The following is a 17,930-nucleotide window of genomic DNA, read 5'->3' as shown; positions in this document are numbered from 1 at the left end:
TGAAGATGTCTGTTACCCATGGGGCTATTCTACATAAAAGATTTACCGCATTACTATGGACCGTGTTTATTTGTTCATTACCCATTCAAACAGTGGCAAGTGCTGAAATTAATGAGGTTAAGCCAATAGGAGAAATTGTCGTTTATAACGATTTAGCGCTTAGCAGAGATAATGAAACGGTGACCATAGCGCTGGCAAGTTTGACGGCTATCGACAGCGATGACTTTTCGTCGTTGGCAATCAAAGATGCTGATAATAACAGCAATGTACCCTATCAGTTGATTGACAGTGATCAAGATGGGGCGACCGACAGTGTTATTTTTCAAGCGCAGATTTCAGCCAATAGCTCAAATCGCTATCAGCTTTATTTAACCAAGAACAAGGCTGGTAAACTGGCTGATAATATCGTCAGTTATTCCCGCTTTGTGCCAGAGCGTAATGACGACTACGCCTGGGAAAACGATAAAATTGCGTTTCGAATGTTTGGGCCAAAAGCGCGCAAACTTGCCGAAACTGGCAAGAAAGGCGGGCTAATATCGAGTGGTATTGATTGTTGGTTAAAGCGGGTGGAATATCCCATTTTGAATAAGTGGTACCAGAAATATGTCGACGGCAGAGGTGATTATCACCAAGATACCGGAGAGGGCTTAGATAACTATCATGTTGGCAGCAGTCTAGGTTGTGGTGGCTCAGGTAGCCTTCATCAAGGAAATTTATTGACCGCGGGCAATTTTAACAGTCATAAAACTACCGATATCGGGCCAATACGAACACGTTTTGAGCTTGACTATCTGCCTTGGCAAACCGGTAGGGCGAAAGTGACAGAAACGAAAATAATATCATTAGATAAAGGCAGTAATTTAACCCGCTATGAACTGATATTTGATCAAGACGTCGACATTGTCGCCGGGCTGTCATTAGATAAACATTCAATAGATTTAACCACTAATGAGGAGATAGGTGTTTTTAGTTCCTGGCGTCAACAACAAGACTCGCAACTCGGATTAGGCATCGTTGCCGATCCGAAATATGTCGAAGGCTGGCAGCAAACCAAGGTCAAAGGAAAGGGCGGTAAACACCTCTTTGTTCAGCTAAAATCAATCAATAAACGCATTGTTTACTATGCTGGCTTCGGCTGGCAAAAAAGCCAACAGTTTTCTTCAAAAGACGAGTGGCTACAGTATCTAAGAGAATTTGCCCTAAAATTAAAAACGCCGTTACGCATTGAAGTGCAATGAAATCTGGATTATAAAATTTCAGTGAAGATGATATCCAATAAAGTGGATATCATCGACATCATACATTCAAGCTAAAACCTCACCGTTAACCATTCATTGTCATTATCCATGCTTACTCGTTGCTACTTATTTGTCGCTGAAAAACATTGATTTATCCCATATTTTAAAATATTCATTTGTTTTCGTATTTGCAGATTATTTATCTTTTACTTTTGTATTACACTGTTTTTAAAAGAAATATTGGTTTGTTTGTATGGCTAATATTTAGTTTTGCTGTTGTGTCAAATGAGTTTACAATAGATTCACCTTGACATAACAAATTCTTTATCATAACTTACCTCAAACGTTTGAGTAAATTTCTAATTATCAAGGCAGGCTTTAATTAGCTTGCTGAATGTAATGCCATGATCACAAGAGAGTTTATATGAATATCATTCACCACAATGGGCAAAAGCCTTTGTTTCAGCGCCAGCTTAATGTTTTTCCAATCCTAGCCTTGCTGCTATTGGTTTTAACGTTACCATTTTCCAAAGCCCATGCGGCAAATTCGCAAGATGACTTCTCAGTGGTTGCGTATCATGTAGACTTGCGGGTACAAGTGATGCCAATGCCGGCATTAAAGGCGATGGCGAAAGAGGTTAGCGAGTTAGGCTTTAATACCTTGATTATGGAGTGGGAAGCGACATACCCATATCAACAACATAGCATTATCTCCAATCGTTATGCTTACAGCCGGGAAGAAGTTGCTGATTTTATAAAATACAGTGAAAGTTTGGGTTTGGATGTGATTCCGCTGCAACAAAACCTGGGGCATTCAGAATATATTTTAATGCATGAACGATATGCCTATTTGCGCGCCGACAAAAGAGATTTATCGCAAGTCGATCCGACCCGACTTAAACAGGCGCGCAAACTGTTTACTGAACTCTATCGCGATATGCTATCGACGCATAATTCTCAATATGTGCATATTGGTGGTGACGAGGCGCGTATACTCGATTGTGACCGTTGTAAAAAGGCCTGGGGCAAAGATGGTGAAGAGTTAGGTAAATCGAAACTTTATGTCGAGTACATGAAGATGATCGCGGAAATCGTTACCGCCGAAGGCAAAACGCCGTTATTGTGGGCCGACATGATTTTGGCGCATCCGGAAGCGATTGCCGATATGCCGAAAAATGTGATTTACATTGACTGGAACTACGGCTGGAAATTTGACCGCTTCGGTGAAGATCCAATGGACATGATCGAGAAACACGGTTTAAAGTTTTGGGGAGCTTCGTCGATCCGTTCAGCGCCGGATGATTATCACGTTACTTCATGGGACAAGCATATGAAAAATCAGGCGGATTACGTTGCCTATGCCAAACAAGCTGGCTTTGAAGGCATGGTACTGACGTCTTGGTCAACATCAGGCCAGTACGGCTATCAATGGTTTGGTTATGAAGTAGTAGAGCTATTTCCAATCCGCCAAGTTTACCCACATAGTTACCCAAATGATGCGTTTCGAATGAACACTCAGGCTTTTATTGAAGCCATAAATGCAGAGAATGTGTTTGTGCCTCAAGATTTTTCTGAGCAATACGCAAAACAACGTTTTGGTTTGAGCAGCGACCAGGCAAGTAAGTTATGGAATATTTTAACCTCTGCGGACTTAAATAATAAAATCGGTGTCGGTTCAAGAGCAATGTCTGGCCGAGAGGGCTTGTCAGCGAAACAGCGTATTGTCACCAAGAATTTGCAGTCAGTAAGAGCATTACAAGCCGAGCTGAGTAAGATCATTGTGCAGAAAAACCAAGAGGAATTTGCTCACTATCAATTGCAGGTGGATTTTCGTGAATTTTATTTAACTTTCCGTCAAATCCAGGATGTGGTGCAATCGACTACGTTTTCTGAAAAAGACCGAGTATTGGCGGTTCAGCAATTGGAGCAATTATTAGCGCGTGCGAGCGAGTTAAACAAACGCTTCAACCAGTTATTTAAAGGCGCGATTTTTGATTCGGAAATGGTGACGTTAAATCAATATAGGAATAAAAAAATCATCCACTTACATCAAAGACTCACTAAGCAAAGGTAGTCTTTATTCCAATGATTCAGATAAGAAGTAGACAATGAAAAATAGATATTTTGATGTTCAGGTTAATGGTTATGCTGGCATTGATTTTAACCAAAACGATTTAACTTTGGAAAATTTGAACAAGGCCTGTTTAAAACTCGAAGATGATCGGGTGTCCGGCATTCTGGCGACCATTATCACCGCCGATTTCTCCGATATGATCATTAGGGTTAAAAACCTGGTCAGGTTGAGAGAGCAGAGTGAGACGATTGCTAAGATGATTAAAGGCATTCATCTGGAAGGGCCATTTATTAATGGCGCCGATGGCTACCGAGGTGCCCATCCGCAAGCACATATTTTAAGACCGAGTGTTGAGCGCATGACAATGCTGCTCGATGCTTGCGGCGGTTTGTTGAAATTGGTGACCTTAGCTCCGGAATTTGATGCTCAGAACCGGGTCACTAAGTATTTACACGAGCAGGGCGTTACCGTTTCCGCTGGACATTGTGACCCTACATTTGAGCAGTTACAACAAGCTGTCGTTGCCGGGTTATCCATGTTTACTCACCTAGGCAATGGTTGTCCACAGCTATTACATCGTCACGACAACATCATCCAACGCGTGCTTAATTTAAAAGATGATTTATGGATTTGTTTTATTGCTGACGGCCATCACGTGCCATTTCACGTGTTGAAGAACTACATTGCTCTGGCGGGTGTTGAGAGAACGATAATCACCACCGATGCTATGGCTGCCGCAGGAGCTCCTGAGGGCTTATACACGCTTGGAGATATTGAATTGGCCGTGGGCAAAGAGCGCATTGTTCATCAACCGGGCAAAACGAACTTTGCCGGCTCTGCCATTGACATGAAATCCAGCGATATTAACCTGGTTGAACAATTAGGTTTGACGCCAGCACAAATACATCAAATGACTTACATTAACCCGATGAAAGCGTTTTCTACGCTATAAAAGCTAAACATCTACTGAATTTCTTTTAATAAAAGCCATAGTCGACAGACTATGGCTTATTACTTACTGATCGTGATCTTCCATTTCATCTGGTATTTATTTTTCATCCAATAGCTCATTGTTTAACGACTCGGTAATGATCTTAACTTTATATTTGTACTTTTTTTCATCAATATTGTTTTTTATCTTGACAGCACCAGTCTTTATTTGTAAATTAACTCAAACGTTTGAGTTAAGGGTTGTGTCGATGTTTGTGTAATTATCGCTTAGAAGCGATTATTATAAAAATGGAAAAATAATCATTGCAGATATCTACAGCTACGGTGTGTTCATAACCACTACAAGCGTTTCTTGGTCCTTCCCCCAAGGATGGGGTTGACCACCTTTTAAATTTCAAACACTCATGATAAGTCGCCTTTTTAATGTATCTATTCATTGTGGCGAGTAATGATTTATGGCTAAAGGGGAAATTATGCAAATTTTTGCATTTCCAAAAGAGATAATAACAGGCGAAAAAAGATGTGCGCTTTTGCCCGCGAATGTTAAAGCATATAAATTAAGTGGTGCTCGAGTGCTGGTTGAGTCTGGTCTAGGTGAATCCATACATGTTTCAGACGAAGAGTACAGTGCAGCAGGTGCTGAAGTTATTACAAACCGTGCAGAGTTATTAACCTCAGCTGAGGTGATAATTTCAGTACACAAGCTGCCTCTAAATGAATTAACTCTTCTCAAAGATAGTGCTAAAACGCTGATTAGCTTTCTTGACCCTTTTAATGATGCCAGTTATTTGCAAGAGCTGCAAAAGAACAACATTACTAGCATTAGTATGGAAATGCTCCCACGCATTAGTCGTTGTCAAAAAATGGATGCGTTAAGTTCACAAGCTAGCCTGGCTGGATATGTAATGACGATGAAAGCGGCGAGTAAATTGCCATCCATATTACCAATGATGATGACGCCATCTGGAACATTAAAACCGGCGAAAGTATTTGTTATCGGCGCAGGTGTCGCCGGCTTACAAGCCATTGCTACTGCCAAACGGTTAGGTGCGAGTGTTACCGCATTTGATACCCGCTCGGTAGTCGCTGAACAAGTGCAATCGTTAGGCGGTAAATTTCTCGAAATCGATTTAGGTGAAACGGGAGAAACGAGTCAAGGCTATGCGAAAGCATTAACGACGGTGCAAATGGAAATTCAACGTCAAGCGCAAGCAAAGTGTATTGCCGACTCCGATATCGTTATAACAACTGCACAACTGTTCGGCCGTAAACCTCCTGTATTAATTTCCGAGGGCACCATTGCGTTAATGAAACCAGGCAGCGTTATTGTTGATATGGCAGCAGAAAGTGGCGGAAATGTGCAGGGCAGTGTTGCCGGAGAAGAAACTGTTTGCCATGGTGTTACCGTTATTGGCCAAGGTAATTGGTCAAATTATGTCGCTAAAGATGCCAGTCAAATGTATGCCAATAACATCCAGCATTTTATCAGTGATATTTGGTGTAAAGAAAACAAAGCACTCAATATCGATCTATCAGGTGAAGTACTAAGTGCCTGTGTCATTACTCACCAAGGGAAAATAGTCAGTGAAATGCTGTTGTCTCTGCAAAAACAGGCGGTTGCATAATGGATACTATTTCTTTGTTGTTTATTTTGATGTTATCAATTTTTGTTGGTTTTGAATTGATTCGAAAAATTCCCGCGACTCTACATACACCGTTAATGTCGGGGGCAAATGCTATCTCAGGTATCACGGTTATTGGCGCCTTAGCACTTGCTGGTGGTAAAGGCGGTGATTACGTTACTACATTGGGCGTGCTATCGGTGTTTTTGGCCACCATTAATGTGGTTGGTGGTTATGTGGTTACTGACCGCATGTTAGCGATGTTTAAGAAAAGATAACGAAAACGAACGAGATTAAAGAAGAGAATATTATGTTGGATAGTACACTGTTGATTAATGCCACTTACGTGGTTTCGGCCATGTTGTTTATATTAGGGCTTAAGTTGTTAGGTCATCCTGCTTCTGCGCGCAAGGGCAATTTGTTGTCTTCGTTAGCTATGTTACTAGCGATTGTCGTGACATTATTAGATAACAGCATTATCAGTTTTGAATGGATATTAATGGCTGTTGGTGCCGGTAGTGTTGTTGGTTTACTGTTAGCCAGGCTAGTGGTGATGACCAAGATGCCAGAGCTGGTGTCATTACTTAATGGTGTAGGCGGATTGGCGAGTTTGTTACTCGCTTGGTCAACCATAGTAGCAAGTAGTGATTTTGGCGTGTTCGAACGCGCGGTAATTTTCTTTGCCTTGCTCATCGGTGGTATTACCTTCTCTGGCAGTGTAGTTGCCTGGGCTAAATTAAGCGAACGTATCGTTGGCAGGCCGATCGTTTTTTCTGGTCAAGCATACGCCAATATCAGCTTATTGATTGGTGTTGCAGTTGCTGGGTACCTGTTTTCAACACAAGTTGAGCCTGATTTAATTTGGTTGGTTATAACTTTAGCTTTGGTGATGGGCGTGATGGTGGTTTTGCCTATTGGCGGCGCCGATATGCCAGTGGTTATATCCTTGCTCAATAGTTACTCCGGCCTGGCCGCTTGCGCTGCTGGTATAGCTATTGGCAATAATTTACTTATTGTTGCTGGCGCGCTGGTAGGAGCCAGCGGCATTATCTTAACCAGTATAATGTGTAAGGCAATGAATCGCTCTTTATCTAATGTGCTGTTTTCAGGTTTTCAATCAGTCACTAAATCAGAGATCTCTATTGAAGGTGAAGTGAGCCCGTTGTCAGCAGAAGATGCATTTTATGTACTGGAAGCTGCGCAAAGTGTCATGGTTGTGCCTGGATACGGAATGGCTGTTGCGCAAGCGCAACATGCGATGAAAGAGTTACAAGACCTACTGGAAAGCAATGGTGCAGAAGTGGTTTATGCTATTCATCCTGTTGCAGGGCGTATGCCGGGGCATATGAATGTACTTTTGGCTGAAGCCGATGTTTCTTATGATGTTTTACTCGAAATGGATGAAGTCAATCCTAGGGTTGAAGGTTTTGATGTTGCTATTGTGATAGGCGCTAATGATGTGGTTAACCCGGCCGCTCGTGATATGAAAGGCAGCCCTATTTATGGTATGCCGGTGATTAATGCAGATTTAGCTAAAAATGTTTTTGTGTTAAAGCGTGGTATGTCGTCGGGTTTTGCTGGTGTTGATAATCCGTTATTTTTCAAAGACAACTGCCGAATGATATTTGGTGATGCGAAAGAGTCGATTAATACCATGATCCGACAATTTGCCGATTAGTATTTCAATTTATCTGGTTAGTTAACGTGAAACATTATACGAATTATAAATGTATGATCTAAAGCTTAAAAAGCACCTGATAGGGAAGTAATCAGGTGCTTTTATTATCATTACATCAAGCAAATGAGGCGATAAATAGCTCGCGTTCTTACCGTATTATTTGCACTTAATAACTAGCCGTAATTTCATAAGAGGTAAACTTACGCATATTAATAACACCGGTATCAAAGTATAAATACTGACCTTTAATGCCCATTAATGTGCCAGACACACCTTTAAATTCAAGGTCTTCTTCACCTTTCTTTTTGTCAAATGATAATGATGAAATTTTACTTGGATATTGCTCTACAGGAAAATCAATTTCAACTACATCTTCATCTAAACGCTCAACCGCATCTTCACCATACTTTAATTTTATATCGGCTAAGCGAGCTTCAATTTGCGGGATTAACTCTTCTGCCTTTGCTTTTAAGTCAATATTGTCAGCTTTGCCTTTGAGCATATTTCGCCAATTGGTTTTATCGGATATAAATTCTGCAAGAGCTGTTTCTACTAAGCCAGATTGTAGGCGAGTACTTACTTTGAAAATTGGTAAGGCCTGATTAGCGCCCTGGTCTATCCAACGAGTAGGTATTTGCGTATGGCGAGTTATACCAACTTTTATTGCGGTAGTATTTGCCAGGTAAACGTAATGAGGTACGAAACAATTGGCTTCTCCCCATTCGGGTTCACGACAAGTACCCTCGGCAAAGTGGCAGGTTTCAGGTTTCATGATGCACATGTCACACTTAGCTAGTTTAGTCATGCAAGGGTAGCAAAAGCCTTGTGAGTAACTCTTTTTCGTTTTCTTGCCACATTCCTGACAATTTATTTTGCCTGTGTGGGTTAGTGATAAATGTTTGCCGATTAGCTCATTAAGAGGTAATGAATGCTCACCTAAAGGCAGTTGGTATTCAACCTGACCATCAATAAGTTGTGCGGTCATTTTGCGAATGTGACCGGTTAAGGTGTTGTTACTCATAGTCAATAGCCCATGGTTAATTGTTATTAGGTTAGATGTTTAATTGCTTAAGCTTATTAGAATGATACTTTACCGCGCAGAGCTTTGTTGTTGCCCCGTTTTTTCTTTTCGTCGACACGTTTCTTTTTAGCGTTTCGGCTCGGTTTTGTCGCCCGTCGGGTTTTTTGCACCACCATAGCTGCTAGGATCAAATCTTTCAAACGTTTTAAGGCATCGTCTTTATTCAATGACTGTGTACGAAATGAATTTGATTTTATTATTATTATACCTTCAGCTGTTATATGGTGGTCTTTAAACCCAAGTAATCTCTCTTTGTAAATAGATGGTAAGGTGGAAGATTTAATATCAAAACGTAAATGTATCGCCGTTTCAACTTTGTTTACTCGTTGCCCACCCTTACCTGTGGCTCGAATACCCGTAAGTTCAATTTCCCAATCAGCTAAACTAACTGCGTTAGATATCTCAAGCATATCTGTTAATTCCTTGAGTACAAAGAGTGTTTAATTGAATTTCTTGCTCGTGAATCAGTCATCGATTTGATATAACTATCATTACTCAAAAACTCTTTAGCAATAATACTAATTCAATTATTTAATGGGTTTAATATACAGCCATATAGTAGCGAGATTGAGAGCAATAATAAATGACTAATGCTTGGTTTGTTTATCTGGTACGTTGCGCAGATGACTCACTTTACTGTGGTATCAGTACAGATGTTGAACGTCGAGTAGGCGAACATAACTCTGCCAGTATAAAATCGGCTAAATACACCCGTAATCGCTTACCGGTAACTTTAGTGTATTTTGAAGAATGCGATGATCGCTCTCATGCAAGTAAGCGTGAGTGGGCGATTAAACAGTTAACAAGAAAGAAAAAATTAGAGCTTATTACTGCAGGTTAATGTATTCGTTGTAGGGCACTGTATTTATTACTATTGATTTATATTTTTGTGGTCTGATTAGTAGATAAATCTTCGATTTACATCTCATTCACTGTTAAACTACGCTCCGCAATTTGTTTTGAGCCAGGAAAATTTTAAACAATGTTTATTGAAGAATATTATAGTGAAGAAAATCAAAAGGTTAACTTTACTCGCCAGCAAGCGAGTGACTTTGCCAAGGAAATAGCGGACGATTTTAATCCTATCCATAACGTTGATGCCAAGCGCTTCTGTGTACCAGGAGACTTATTATTTGCAGTTGCTTTGTCTAAAACAGGCTTATGCCAAAAGATGACATTTAACTTTTCAGGCATGGTAACAGATAGCGTATCACTAAACATTCCTGAAAAAGTTGGTTTAGAAACAAGAATTGTTGGCGATAACGATAAAGAATACTTGAACTTTAATGTATCTGGCGATCATACTCGCTGTGAGACGTTAATCGAATCTCTAATTCGTTCTTACGTTGAGTTTTCGGGCCACACTTATCCAACAATTCTTTGTGATTTAATGAAGAAAAATAACGTTATGATTAACCCTGCACGACCAATGATCATGTACGAGAGCATGAATATCGATTTAAACACCGTTGACTTACAAAGCGTATCGTTAAAGCTGAACGAAGAAGAAACAGTGCTCACCCATGAAGGCAAGCGCGGGCAAGTTAAGCTTAAATTTGATTTGCTTAGCGACAACAAGGTTGTTGGTCATGGTATAAAATATATGGTGTTAAGTGGTTTACGAGAGTACGATCAAGCAGCAATGGATGATGTAAATAAACGTTTTTACGCAATGAAAGATGCCTATAAAGCGGCTGAATAATTGTTGTTGTAAATAACGAAAGCCAACAAATGTTTACTTCATGGATGAAGGAATGCCTACTTGCCATGGATGGCAATAAAGTAGGCGTCTATTCGTGACAAATAGACTGTTAACCGCCTAATAAATTCTGTTATGCCCGCAAAAAATAATTAATTACTTCGCATTAGCAAATTTCTTTTTACTACGATATTCCGCAAAACGATGTTTCATGTTTCGTATAAATGAGTCTGTTTTACGTGCTGCCTTACTACTAAAACGTTGGTACTTTTTCAGCCACACTTTAGCAATAGGGTATTCAAAGCTAAGCATTGCTAACCCTAGTGGAATAAACAAGATTGCTGGCCCCGGTAATACCAAAAAAATAACCCCGATAAATAAAATTATCCCGCCGAAAATGCTAATGATTTTTGTTTTTAACTGTTCCATAATTTTAGTTTCTCTGTTGTCATTGTTTTATTTAAGTATTAAAAGGCAAAGCTTGTGCCATAAATAACAATGTCAATATAAACAACAGCTTAACTAAGTTGGGTGTTATTGAGAATTTATCTATTAGCATTATTCACTACATTTTCACCATTTACCTCTTTTATCATTGCACCGTGAAGGCATGATTAAAGTCGTAATACTAAATTCCTGGTACAAATATCTCTTTTATATATGGATGTAAATTATTTTGTTGCTTAAATAATTTTTTTTGTGTGATTATTATAACTTTATGTAAATACTTTAATGTTTTGTAAAGATTTTTGAATGCCTTTCTGTTTTTATGCTTAAGTCGTTGTTTAGTATGGTGTATTAGTGGTCTTGTTGTTTTTTAGATTTCGCTTCTCTTTACGTTTTCTTTACATTGCTCTTACTTTTCTTTACATTTTTGTGTGTTTTTTGTTTACAAAGGTCATCTAATCATCTACATTTTGTTTACAAAGTAAATAAAAATAACATTCAGGCTTTGTAAGAGTAGTAGAGAACGAATTAAGGCAAAACACTTTAGCCCTTTTTATATAAATCGCTACAGATCAACTATATTCAACAAGTACGATACGAATGAGCAATTCGTTGGGGGAATAACATGTCACAACAATTTAAAAAATCACAGATAGCTACCTTGGTTGGTATGGCGTTATCTGCTTCAATCAGTGCCAATGCTCTTGCTTATGAAGAAGCAAGTGTAGCTGAAGACGTCGAGGTTATTGAAGTAACTGGTGTACGTTCGAGTTTAACTTCGGCGCTTAATGCGAAAAAGGCCGCTGATACTATTTCTGATTCCATTATTGCCGAAGAAATCGGTAAATCTTCTGATGAAAACATTGCTCAGGCATTATCGCGTATCTCAGGGGTATCTTTAGATAGAGACGGTGGTGACAATCAAACAGTAACAGTTCGTGGTATTCAAGCGGCCTTAAATGACGTGAAATTAAACGGCGTGTCAATGACCAGTAATACCGACGACCAAGCGGTTGATTTAAGCCTGTTTTCTGCCGATGTGTTAAGCCGTATTGATGTGGTTAAATCGCCAAGTGCCAATCAAGAAGAAGGCTCATTAGGCGCGGCGATAAATTTACAAACGCGTGCGCCATTATCATCAAAGAAAAATGTGAATGTGTTCACTGTAGAAGCTCGCCACAATGATTTACGCGAAGATACTACCCCACGCTTTGCTTATACTGGTATTTATAATCTTAACGAATCAATGGGCTTTGCCGGTTCGTTATTCTACGATGAGAAAAATGTTCGTAAAGAAGAGTTTAATATTTTCAATTCAAATATCAGAAAATTTAGTACTGCTGGTACGGCTGGTACCAATGGCTCTAAAACAGTAATAAATGCCGACACCCTTGAGGTAATTCCAGGAGATACATGGGCAGTTTCGCCTAATTTTCACTTGAACCGTCTTAATCTGGATGACAAAGTTAAAAAAGGCGGCACTCTAACCTTCCAATACCGTCCTAATGAAGATACTGATTTCCGTTTTGACACCTCCTATTCTCGTCAAGAAATTGATCATGAACAAACTCATACTCGTATGCATAACATGCACCGTAACCCGTACGAGGTCATGGTTGAATTAGGCGATGAAGATAGTTCTAACCGCGTGGTTGGTATTCGTAGCGGACATGTTGGTGGCTTGAACCAATCCGGTCGCTGGTTAAATACCACAGACACCTTAGTCGTGGGGGCACAAATTGAACATGCGATTAATGATGACTGGATGGTTTCTGGCCGAGTAGGGTATTCTGCTTCGGATCAGGAATTCACTGATGGTTTTAGAATGAATTGGGTACCAGATATTGGTGGCAAGCAATCCGATCCAGACACTTGGTGTGGAGTCGATTGGGAAAATGGTCCAGAGGGCGATTCAATACCTGAATTTAGCTTTTGTAATGTATACGACGGTAATGACCCAACAACGATGAAGTTAGGCCAGATTCGTTCGGATCGCCGTGATGTTGACGATAGCAAATCAAGTATTTATTTAGACGCCAGCCGCGCTTTTGATAACGATTATATTACTTCTGTTGAATTTGGTGTTAAATATACTGACCGTACTAAAGAAGTACGAAATGAAGAAGTGTTTTTTGGCACAAGTGCCTTCGAAAATGAAAACAAAATTATGGCCAGCGACATCCCTGGAGCTGCTGATAGCAGTATTACCGGAGGAGAATTTCTTGATGGAATCGCTCCCGCAGGTACCCCGACAGACTGGATTTTTCCAGATATCGACGCCACTGTTGCTTTGGCATTTCCAAATGGCTTAAGTGATGATTTATTTGTTCCTAACCCATTAAAGGCTTGGGAAGTAGATGAAAAAACTTACGGCGCTTATGTACAGGCCAATTTCGAATTACTGGGGGGTGACATAACCGGTAACTTTGGTGTTCGTTATGCGAACACTGAAGTAGAAGCAAATGGTCATTCGGGTATTAGATTTCCACAAGGTGTCTATTTTTACGATGACATACCTGATGGAACCGACACCTATAAATACCCTGTACACGATGAGCATGATTACGATAACTGGTTACCATCGGTTACGGTAAACTGGGTAATTGAAGATGATTTAATCTTAAGAGCTTCTGCCGCGAAAGTTATGGCACGACCAAATATTAATAGCGTGCGTTCTGGCTTTGATATTAAAGCGAACAATACAGAAGAAGTACCGCAGGGTAATGAATTTAATACCGCACTGGAACCATTTGAGGCCAACCAGTTTGACGTTTCAATTGAATGGTACTTTCAAGAGGGTGCGTTGTTATCTGCAGCTGCGTTCTATAAAGATTTTACCAGCTTTACTTATAAAACAAGTACGGCACAACAAGTTCAAAACCCGTTAACAAATACCTGTCTTGTTGATCGCAGTGTTCATGAAACAGAAGCTGAGAAACTAGCGGCAACCACGCCGTGTGCCGATGTTGATATTAAACAAACTGTTAATGGTGGTAGTGCCGACATTCAAGGTTTAGAACTTGCTTACCAGCAAAACTATACGTTCTTACCTGGCTTGTTTTCGCATTTAGGTTCATCAATTAACTATACCTATGCTGATAGTGAAGCGATTGTTAACCCTGATGATGCCAGTGACCCGTTTAATGGCTTGCCATTTAAAAATACTTCAGAACACTCAAGTAATGTCACCGTATTTTGGGAAGATGAGAAGCTGAGTTTACGTTTAGCCTATGCTTATCGTTCAGAAGCATTAAGTTCAACAACTAACAAGGACAGCAGTGTTATTCGTGATGCCCGTGGTACTCTAGATTTTACCGCCAATTATGCGATTACTAAACAGTTGAAAGTGAGCTTCTCGGCTTTAAATCTAACGAACAGTTATGACAAGTTTTATGAAGTGCTAACTAACCCGCAAGGTCATGAAGCTGACGGTATTGTTGCCGAAGTGGGCAATGATCTAAGCGATACTTCAGATAAACGTACTCACTCAGTTTTTGATTATGGTAGCGATTTCCGCTTATCACTACGTTACAGCTTCTAGTTAACTCTAGTTAAATATCAAAACCATTTAAATGGGCAGTTTTTACTGCCCATTTTTCGCTTTCTGGATTAATTAACTATCCTTGCCAAGGATAGTTTGAACTCTATTTTGTTCAGGGATTAATTTCATAACTAACATGGATGTGAAAAGTTCTGTTCCAAACCAAATGGTAATTAGATCATTTAACTTGTTTAAATATCGGTGTCTTTTATTGATGTTTTTGATGAGTTTTCCGCTATATAATTGTAAAATTAGGTAAATGGTGTGTTTATTCTTTACAAAGGTCATACGTTGTTGTAGTTTGATTAACTAAGGAATTACTTATGTTCAACAACTTTAACATGTAATCATTTAGTACTCTCAATAAGACTAAGGCAGCGTTAATGAATTTTATTGGCACACGTAAAAATAACAAACATAGTGATACGATATTTAGCGTATTGCTTTCAGTATTAATATTGGCACTTATTGGTGGCTGCAGTGAGCAAAATCCTGCACAAGAAAAGCCTTTAAATATATTGTTTATATTAACTGATGATCAAGCCCCTGATACTGTTGCTGCTTTTGGCAATAACAATATCAATACACCTAACCTTGATAGTTTAGCTAACCAAGGTATGCGTTTTAGCCATGTATTCAATCAAGGTGCATGGTCTGGCGCGGTATGTTTGCCAAGTCGTCAAATGATCAATACTGGTCGTCATTTATATCGCACAGGTCTTGATGCCCGAGGGATGAACGATCCTAAATTTGTTGCTAAACATACAACCTTTGGCGAAACGTTTAAACAGTCAGGTTACGATACATTTCAAACCGGTAAATGGCATTTATCTATGGATGTTTGGCGTCGTAGTTTTACCCATGGCAAGGCAATCCATAAAAATGGCATGTCGCGTCATGAAAAGGGCGGCCACTGGGATGGAAATTTCACCGATTATGATGGTACAAAATCTGGCGATGCAGCCTTTACTGACTACAAAGGTGGTAAACACACTAGTGAGGTTGTAGCAGATGCCGCGGTAGATTTTTTGGCAAACCGTAATGACGTTAGCAAGCCATTTATGATGTATGTGGGTTTCTTAGCGCCGCATGATCCACTGCACGCACCGGATGAATATTTAGCAAAATATCCTAGGGATAAAATGCAGTTGCCTGAAAACTTTCTAAAGTATCATCCTTTTGATCAAGGTGATTACTACCTTCGAGATGAAGTGTTATCTGGCTTTCCAAGGTCTGAAAAAAACATAAAAGCCATGCTCAGTAAATACTACGCAATGATCGAGCATACCGACGCGCAAATAGGTCGAATTTTGGCCGAGCTAGAAGCGAGTGGACAAGCGGACAATACCTTAATTATTTATACGTCTGATCATGGCTTGGCTATGGGGCAGCATGGTTTATTAGGTAAGCAAAATCAGTATGACCATAGCGTTCGTGCACCTTTTGTTGTAAAAGGTCCAAATATTCCTGTTGGAAAAACGGCAACAGGCATGTTTTATTTGAACAGTGTGTTTCCAACAGCAGCAGAACTTGCCGGCTTAGAAATTCCAGAAAGTGTTGATGCACCTAGTATTGTGCCGTTAATTAACGGTGAAAAAGATGTCGCCTTTGATACCGTTTATGGCGCGTATCGTCATTTTCAGCGCATGGTTCGTTCACAAGATTACAAGCTTATTTATTACCCAATGATCAAGCGCACGCAATTATTTGATATGAAAGCTGATCCGTTAGAAATTCATGACTTAAGCACAAAACCTGAACATGCTGATCGGATTGTTTCTATGATGGCACAGCTGGAAGAATGGAAAGTCATTGTCGAAGATCCGCTTGATTTAAATGCACCACAAGCCAGTTACGATGCGTTCTTGAAATTAACTTGGGACTAACTTGGAATTACTATGATGAAGTTCAGCACAAAAATTAAAAACACATTTCAAGCAAGCCTCAAGTTTACTACATTGGCTTCAATCGTATGTGGCACAGTATTCTCTACTAATGTATTCGCGAAACAACCGAATATTATTTTTATTATGTCTGATGACCATGCTGCTAACGCGGTATCAAGTTATCAAGGTCGCTTATCAAAGGTGTTTAAAACACCTAATATTGATAGGTTAGCAAATGAAGGCGTTAGATTTGATGGTATGTATGCCAACAATTCTATTTGTACTCCTAGCAGGGCAGCAATATTAACTGGTCAATATAGCCATACAAATGGTGTTAGAACGTTGGCTGATCCGATGGATCGCAACAAAGACAATGTAGCGAAACAACTTAAGAATGCTGGCTATCAAACAGCTATTGTTGGTAAGTGGCATTTAAAAACCGAGCCGTCTGGTTTTGATTATTACAACGTATTGCCAAACCAGGGCGATTATTTTGAGCCAAAGCTAAAAGAAATTGGTAAAAAATGGCAAAATGGCCAAAAGGGCGGAGATGTTTACTCTGGTTATGTAACGGATGTAATTACCGATGTTGGCATTAATTGGTTGAATAAACGCGATCAAGAAAAGCCATTCATGTTGATGATCCATCATAAAGCTCCACATGGTTTGTGGGAGCCAGCTAAACGTCACGAAAACTTCCTTGCAGATGTACATATCCCAGAGCCTGACAGTTTATATAATCGAGGTAAACATGGCCCAACAGATGCCGTAATTATTGATGGCAAAGCCGGTCAACAATTTGGCTCTTCTGTTTCTCGCCGCATGGAAGGTCGAGGCTTAGTCACTCGAATGTTAGATGAAACTTGGCCAACAGGTAAGCTTAAATTAGACAGTTATGATTGGAATACTGTGGTTTCAGCGGCTTATCAAAAATACCTAAAAGAATATTTACGTACGGTAAAAGCAGTTGATGAAAATGTTGGACGCGTACTTGATTACCTTGATGAAAATGGCTTAGCAGAAGATACCATAGTTATATATACCTCAGATCAAGGCATGATGTTAGGCGAGCACGATTATTACGACAAGCGTTGGATTTACGAAGAATCAATCCAAATGCCGTTTGTTGTTCGCTATCCACAAGCGCACTCAACAGGTAACAAAGCGGCAGGAAAAACTACCGATGAGTTGTTTTTAAATTTAGATATCGCGCCAACTTTGCTTGATGTTGCTGGCGTTACCGCACCTAAAACTATGCAAGGGCAAAGTTTTAAATCAGCGTTACTTGACCCTGAGCAGGCAAAAGGTAGAGATGCAATTTATTATCGTTATTGGCTGCATATGGCTCACCATTATGTTCCTGCGCATTATGGGGTTCGCACCAAGACTCATAAACTAGCATTTTTCTACGGTTTACCGCTTGATTCTAATGGCGCAATGCCTGCTGCAACGCCGCCATATTGGGAGCTTTATGATCTAGAAAATGATCCTAAAGAAATGACTAACTTGTATCCAGACAGTAAAAGCGCACCATTAAAAGCAGAGTTGAAACAAGTATTAAGCCAATTGAAAAATGAAATTGGTGATAATGATGAAGTTTATCCTGCCCTTATGGCTGTAAAAGCTCAGCACTGGAACCAGTAAAACTTTACCTTTAACAGGCGTACTTGCGTGTTCACTACGCCTTTTTATCTTTATCTTTTATCTATTTAT

General features: G+C 39.8%; 14 protein-coding genes. 11 read left to right on the top strand and 3 right to left on the bottom strand.

Annotated elements, in window-relative coordinates; translation table 11 throughout:
• Window positions 1–5: 5 nt before the first annotated feature.
• The 6 genes from RI844_RS10085 to RI844_RS10060 all read left to right on the top strand — a co-directional run bounded on the left by RI844_RS10085 (window position 6) and on the right by RI844_RS10060 (window position 7,563).
• Window positions 6–1,238, top strand: coding sequence for a DUF4861 family protein (locus tag RI844_RS10085; RefSeq protein WP_348394547.1), 1,233 nt, complete (start codon window positions 6–8; stop codon window positions 1,236–1,238).
• 424 nt (window positions 1,239–1,662) lie between these two features.
• Window positions 1,663–3,312, top strand: coding sequence for a family 20 glycosylhydrolase (locus RI844_RS10080; RefSeq protein ID WP_348394546.1), 1,650 nt, complete (start codon window positions 1,663–1,665; stop codon window positions 3,310–3,312).
• 151 nt (window positions 3,313–3,463) lie between these two features.
• Window positions 3,464–4,264 carry a hypothetical protein gene (locus tag RI844_RS10075; RefSeq protein WP_348394545.1) on the top strand — a complete coding sequence of 267 codons (801 nt, stop codon included), beginning with the start codon at window positions 3,464–3,466 and terminating at the stop codon, window positions 4,262–4,264.
• Between the two features lie 472 nt (window positions 4,265–4,736).
• The gene (locus tag RI844_RS10070) at window positions 4,737–5,888 is read left to right on the top strand and encodes an NAD(P) transhydrogenase subunit alpha (protein WP_348394544.1); all 1,152 of its coding nucleotides are present in this window, start codon (window positions 4,737–4,739) and stop codon (window positions 5,886–5,888) included.
• Window positions 5,888–6,163, top strand: coding sequence for an NAD(P) transhydrogenase subunit alpha (locus tag RI844_RS10065; protein WP_348394543.1), 276 nt, complete (start codon window positions 5,888–5,890; stop codon window positions 6,161–6,163). Before RI844_RS10070 ends, RI844_RS10065 begins: the two co-directional genes overlap by 1 nt.
• A gap of 32 nt (window positions 6,164–6,195) precedes the next feature.
• Window positions 6,196–7,563, top strand: coding sequence for an NAD(P)(+) transhydrogenase (Re/Si-specific) subunit beta (locus RI844_RS10060; protein WP_348394542.1), 1,368 nt, complete (start codon window positions 6,196–6,198; stop codon window positions 7,561–7,563).
• Between the two features lie 166 nt (window positions 7,564–7,729).
• Here RI844_RS10060 and RI844_RS10055 read toward each other — a convergent pair whose 3' ends face one another.
• Both RI844_RS10055 and arfB read right to left on the bottom strand, forming a co-directional pair.
• Window positions 7,730–8,584 (bottom strand): DUF2797 domain-containing protein, encoded by an 855-nt coding sequence (locus tag RI844_RS10055; protein WP_348394541.1) that lies wholly within the window; start codon window positions 8,582–8,584, stop codon window positions 7,730–7,732.
• Between the two features lie 56 nt (window positions 8,585–8,640).
• Complete coding sequence (gene arfB / locus RI844_RS10050; protein ID WP_348394540.1) at window positions 8,641–9,054, bottom strand: alternative ribosome rescue aminoacyl-tRNA hydrolase ArfB; 414 nt, start codon at window positions 9,052–9,054, stop codon at window positions 8,641–8,643.
• A gap of 173 nt (window positions 9,055–9,227) precedes the next feature.
• Between arfB and RI844_RS10045 the strand changes: the two genes are divergently transcribed.
• Both RI844_RS10045 and RI844_RS10040 read left to right on the top strand, forming a co-directional pair.
• Window positions 9,228–9,485, top strand: a complete 258-nt coding sequence (locus tag RI844_RS10045; RefSeq protein WP_348394539.1) for a GIY-YIG nuclease family protein — start codon at window positions 9,228–9,230, stop codon at window positions 9,483–9,485.
• A gap of 141 nt (window positions 9,486–9,626) precedes the next feature.
• Window positions 9,627–10,346: a DUF3581 family protein gene (locus RI844_RS10040; protein ID WP_348394538.1), complete on the top strand. Its 720-nt coding sequence runs from the start codon at window positions 9,627–9,629 to the stop codon at window positions 10,344–10,346.
• 153 nt (window positions 10,347–10,499) lie between these two features.
• On the opposite strand, the gene RI844_RS10035 is transcribed toward RI844_RS10040, so the two are convergent.
• Window positions 10,500–10,772 (bottom strand): PGPGW domain-containing protein, encoded by a 273-nt coding sequence (locus tag RI844_RS10035; RefSeq protein ID WP_348394537.1) that lies wholly within the window; start codon window positions 10,770–10,772, stop codon window positions 10,500–10,502.
• Window positions 10,773–11,415: 643 nt separating this feature from the next.
• Here RI844_RS10035 and RI844_RS10030 point away from each other — a divergent pair.
• The 3 genes from RI844_RS10030 to RI844_RS10020 all read left to right on the top strand — a co-directional run bounded on the left by RI844_RS10030 (window position 11,416) and on the right by RI844_RS10020 (window position 17,861).
• Window positions 11,416–14,331, top strand: a complete 2,916-nt coding sequence (locus RI844_RS10030) for a TonB-dependent receptor (RefSeq protein ID WP_348394536.1) — start codon at window positions 11,416–11,418, stop codon at window positions 14,329–14,331.
• A 383-nt stretch (window positions 14,332–14,714) separates the two neighbouring features.
• Complete coding sequence (locus RI844_RS10025; protein WP_348394535.1) at window positions 14,715–16,217, top strand: sulfatase-like hydrolase/transferase; 1,503 nt, start codon at window positions 14,715–14,717, stop codon at window positions 16,215–16,217.
• A 12-nt stretch (window positions 16,218–16,229) separates the two neighbouring features.
• Window positions 16,230–17,861 carry a sulfatase family protein gene (locus RI844_RS10020; protein ID WP_348394534.1) on the top strand — a complete coding sequence of 544 codons (1,632 nt, stop codon included), beginning with the start codon at window positions 16,230–16,232 and terminating at the stop codon, window positions 17,859–17,861.
• Window positions 17,862–17,930: the final 69 nt, after the last annotated feature.

Origin of the sequence: Thalassotalea fonticola, assembly GCF_032911225.1 — a bacterium.
Classification (GTDB): Bacteria; Pseudomonadota; Gammaproteobacteria; order Enterobacterales; family Alteromonadaceae; genus Thalassotalea_A; species Thalassotalea_A fonticola.
The sequence above is the reverse complement of the archived record's forward strand: the minus strand, read 5'-3'. Positions and strand labels throughout refer to the sequence as shown.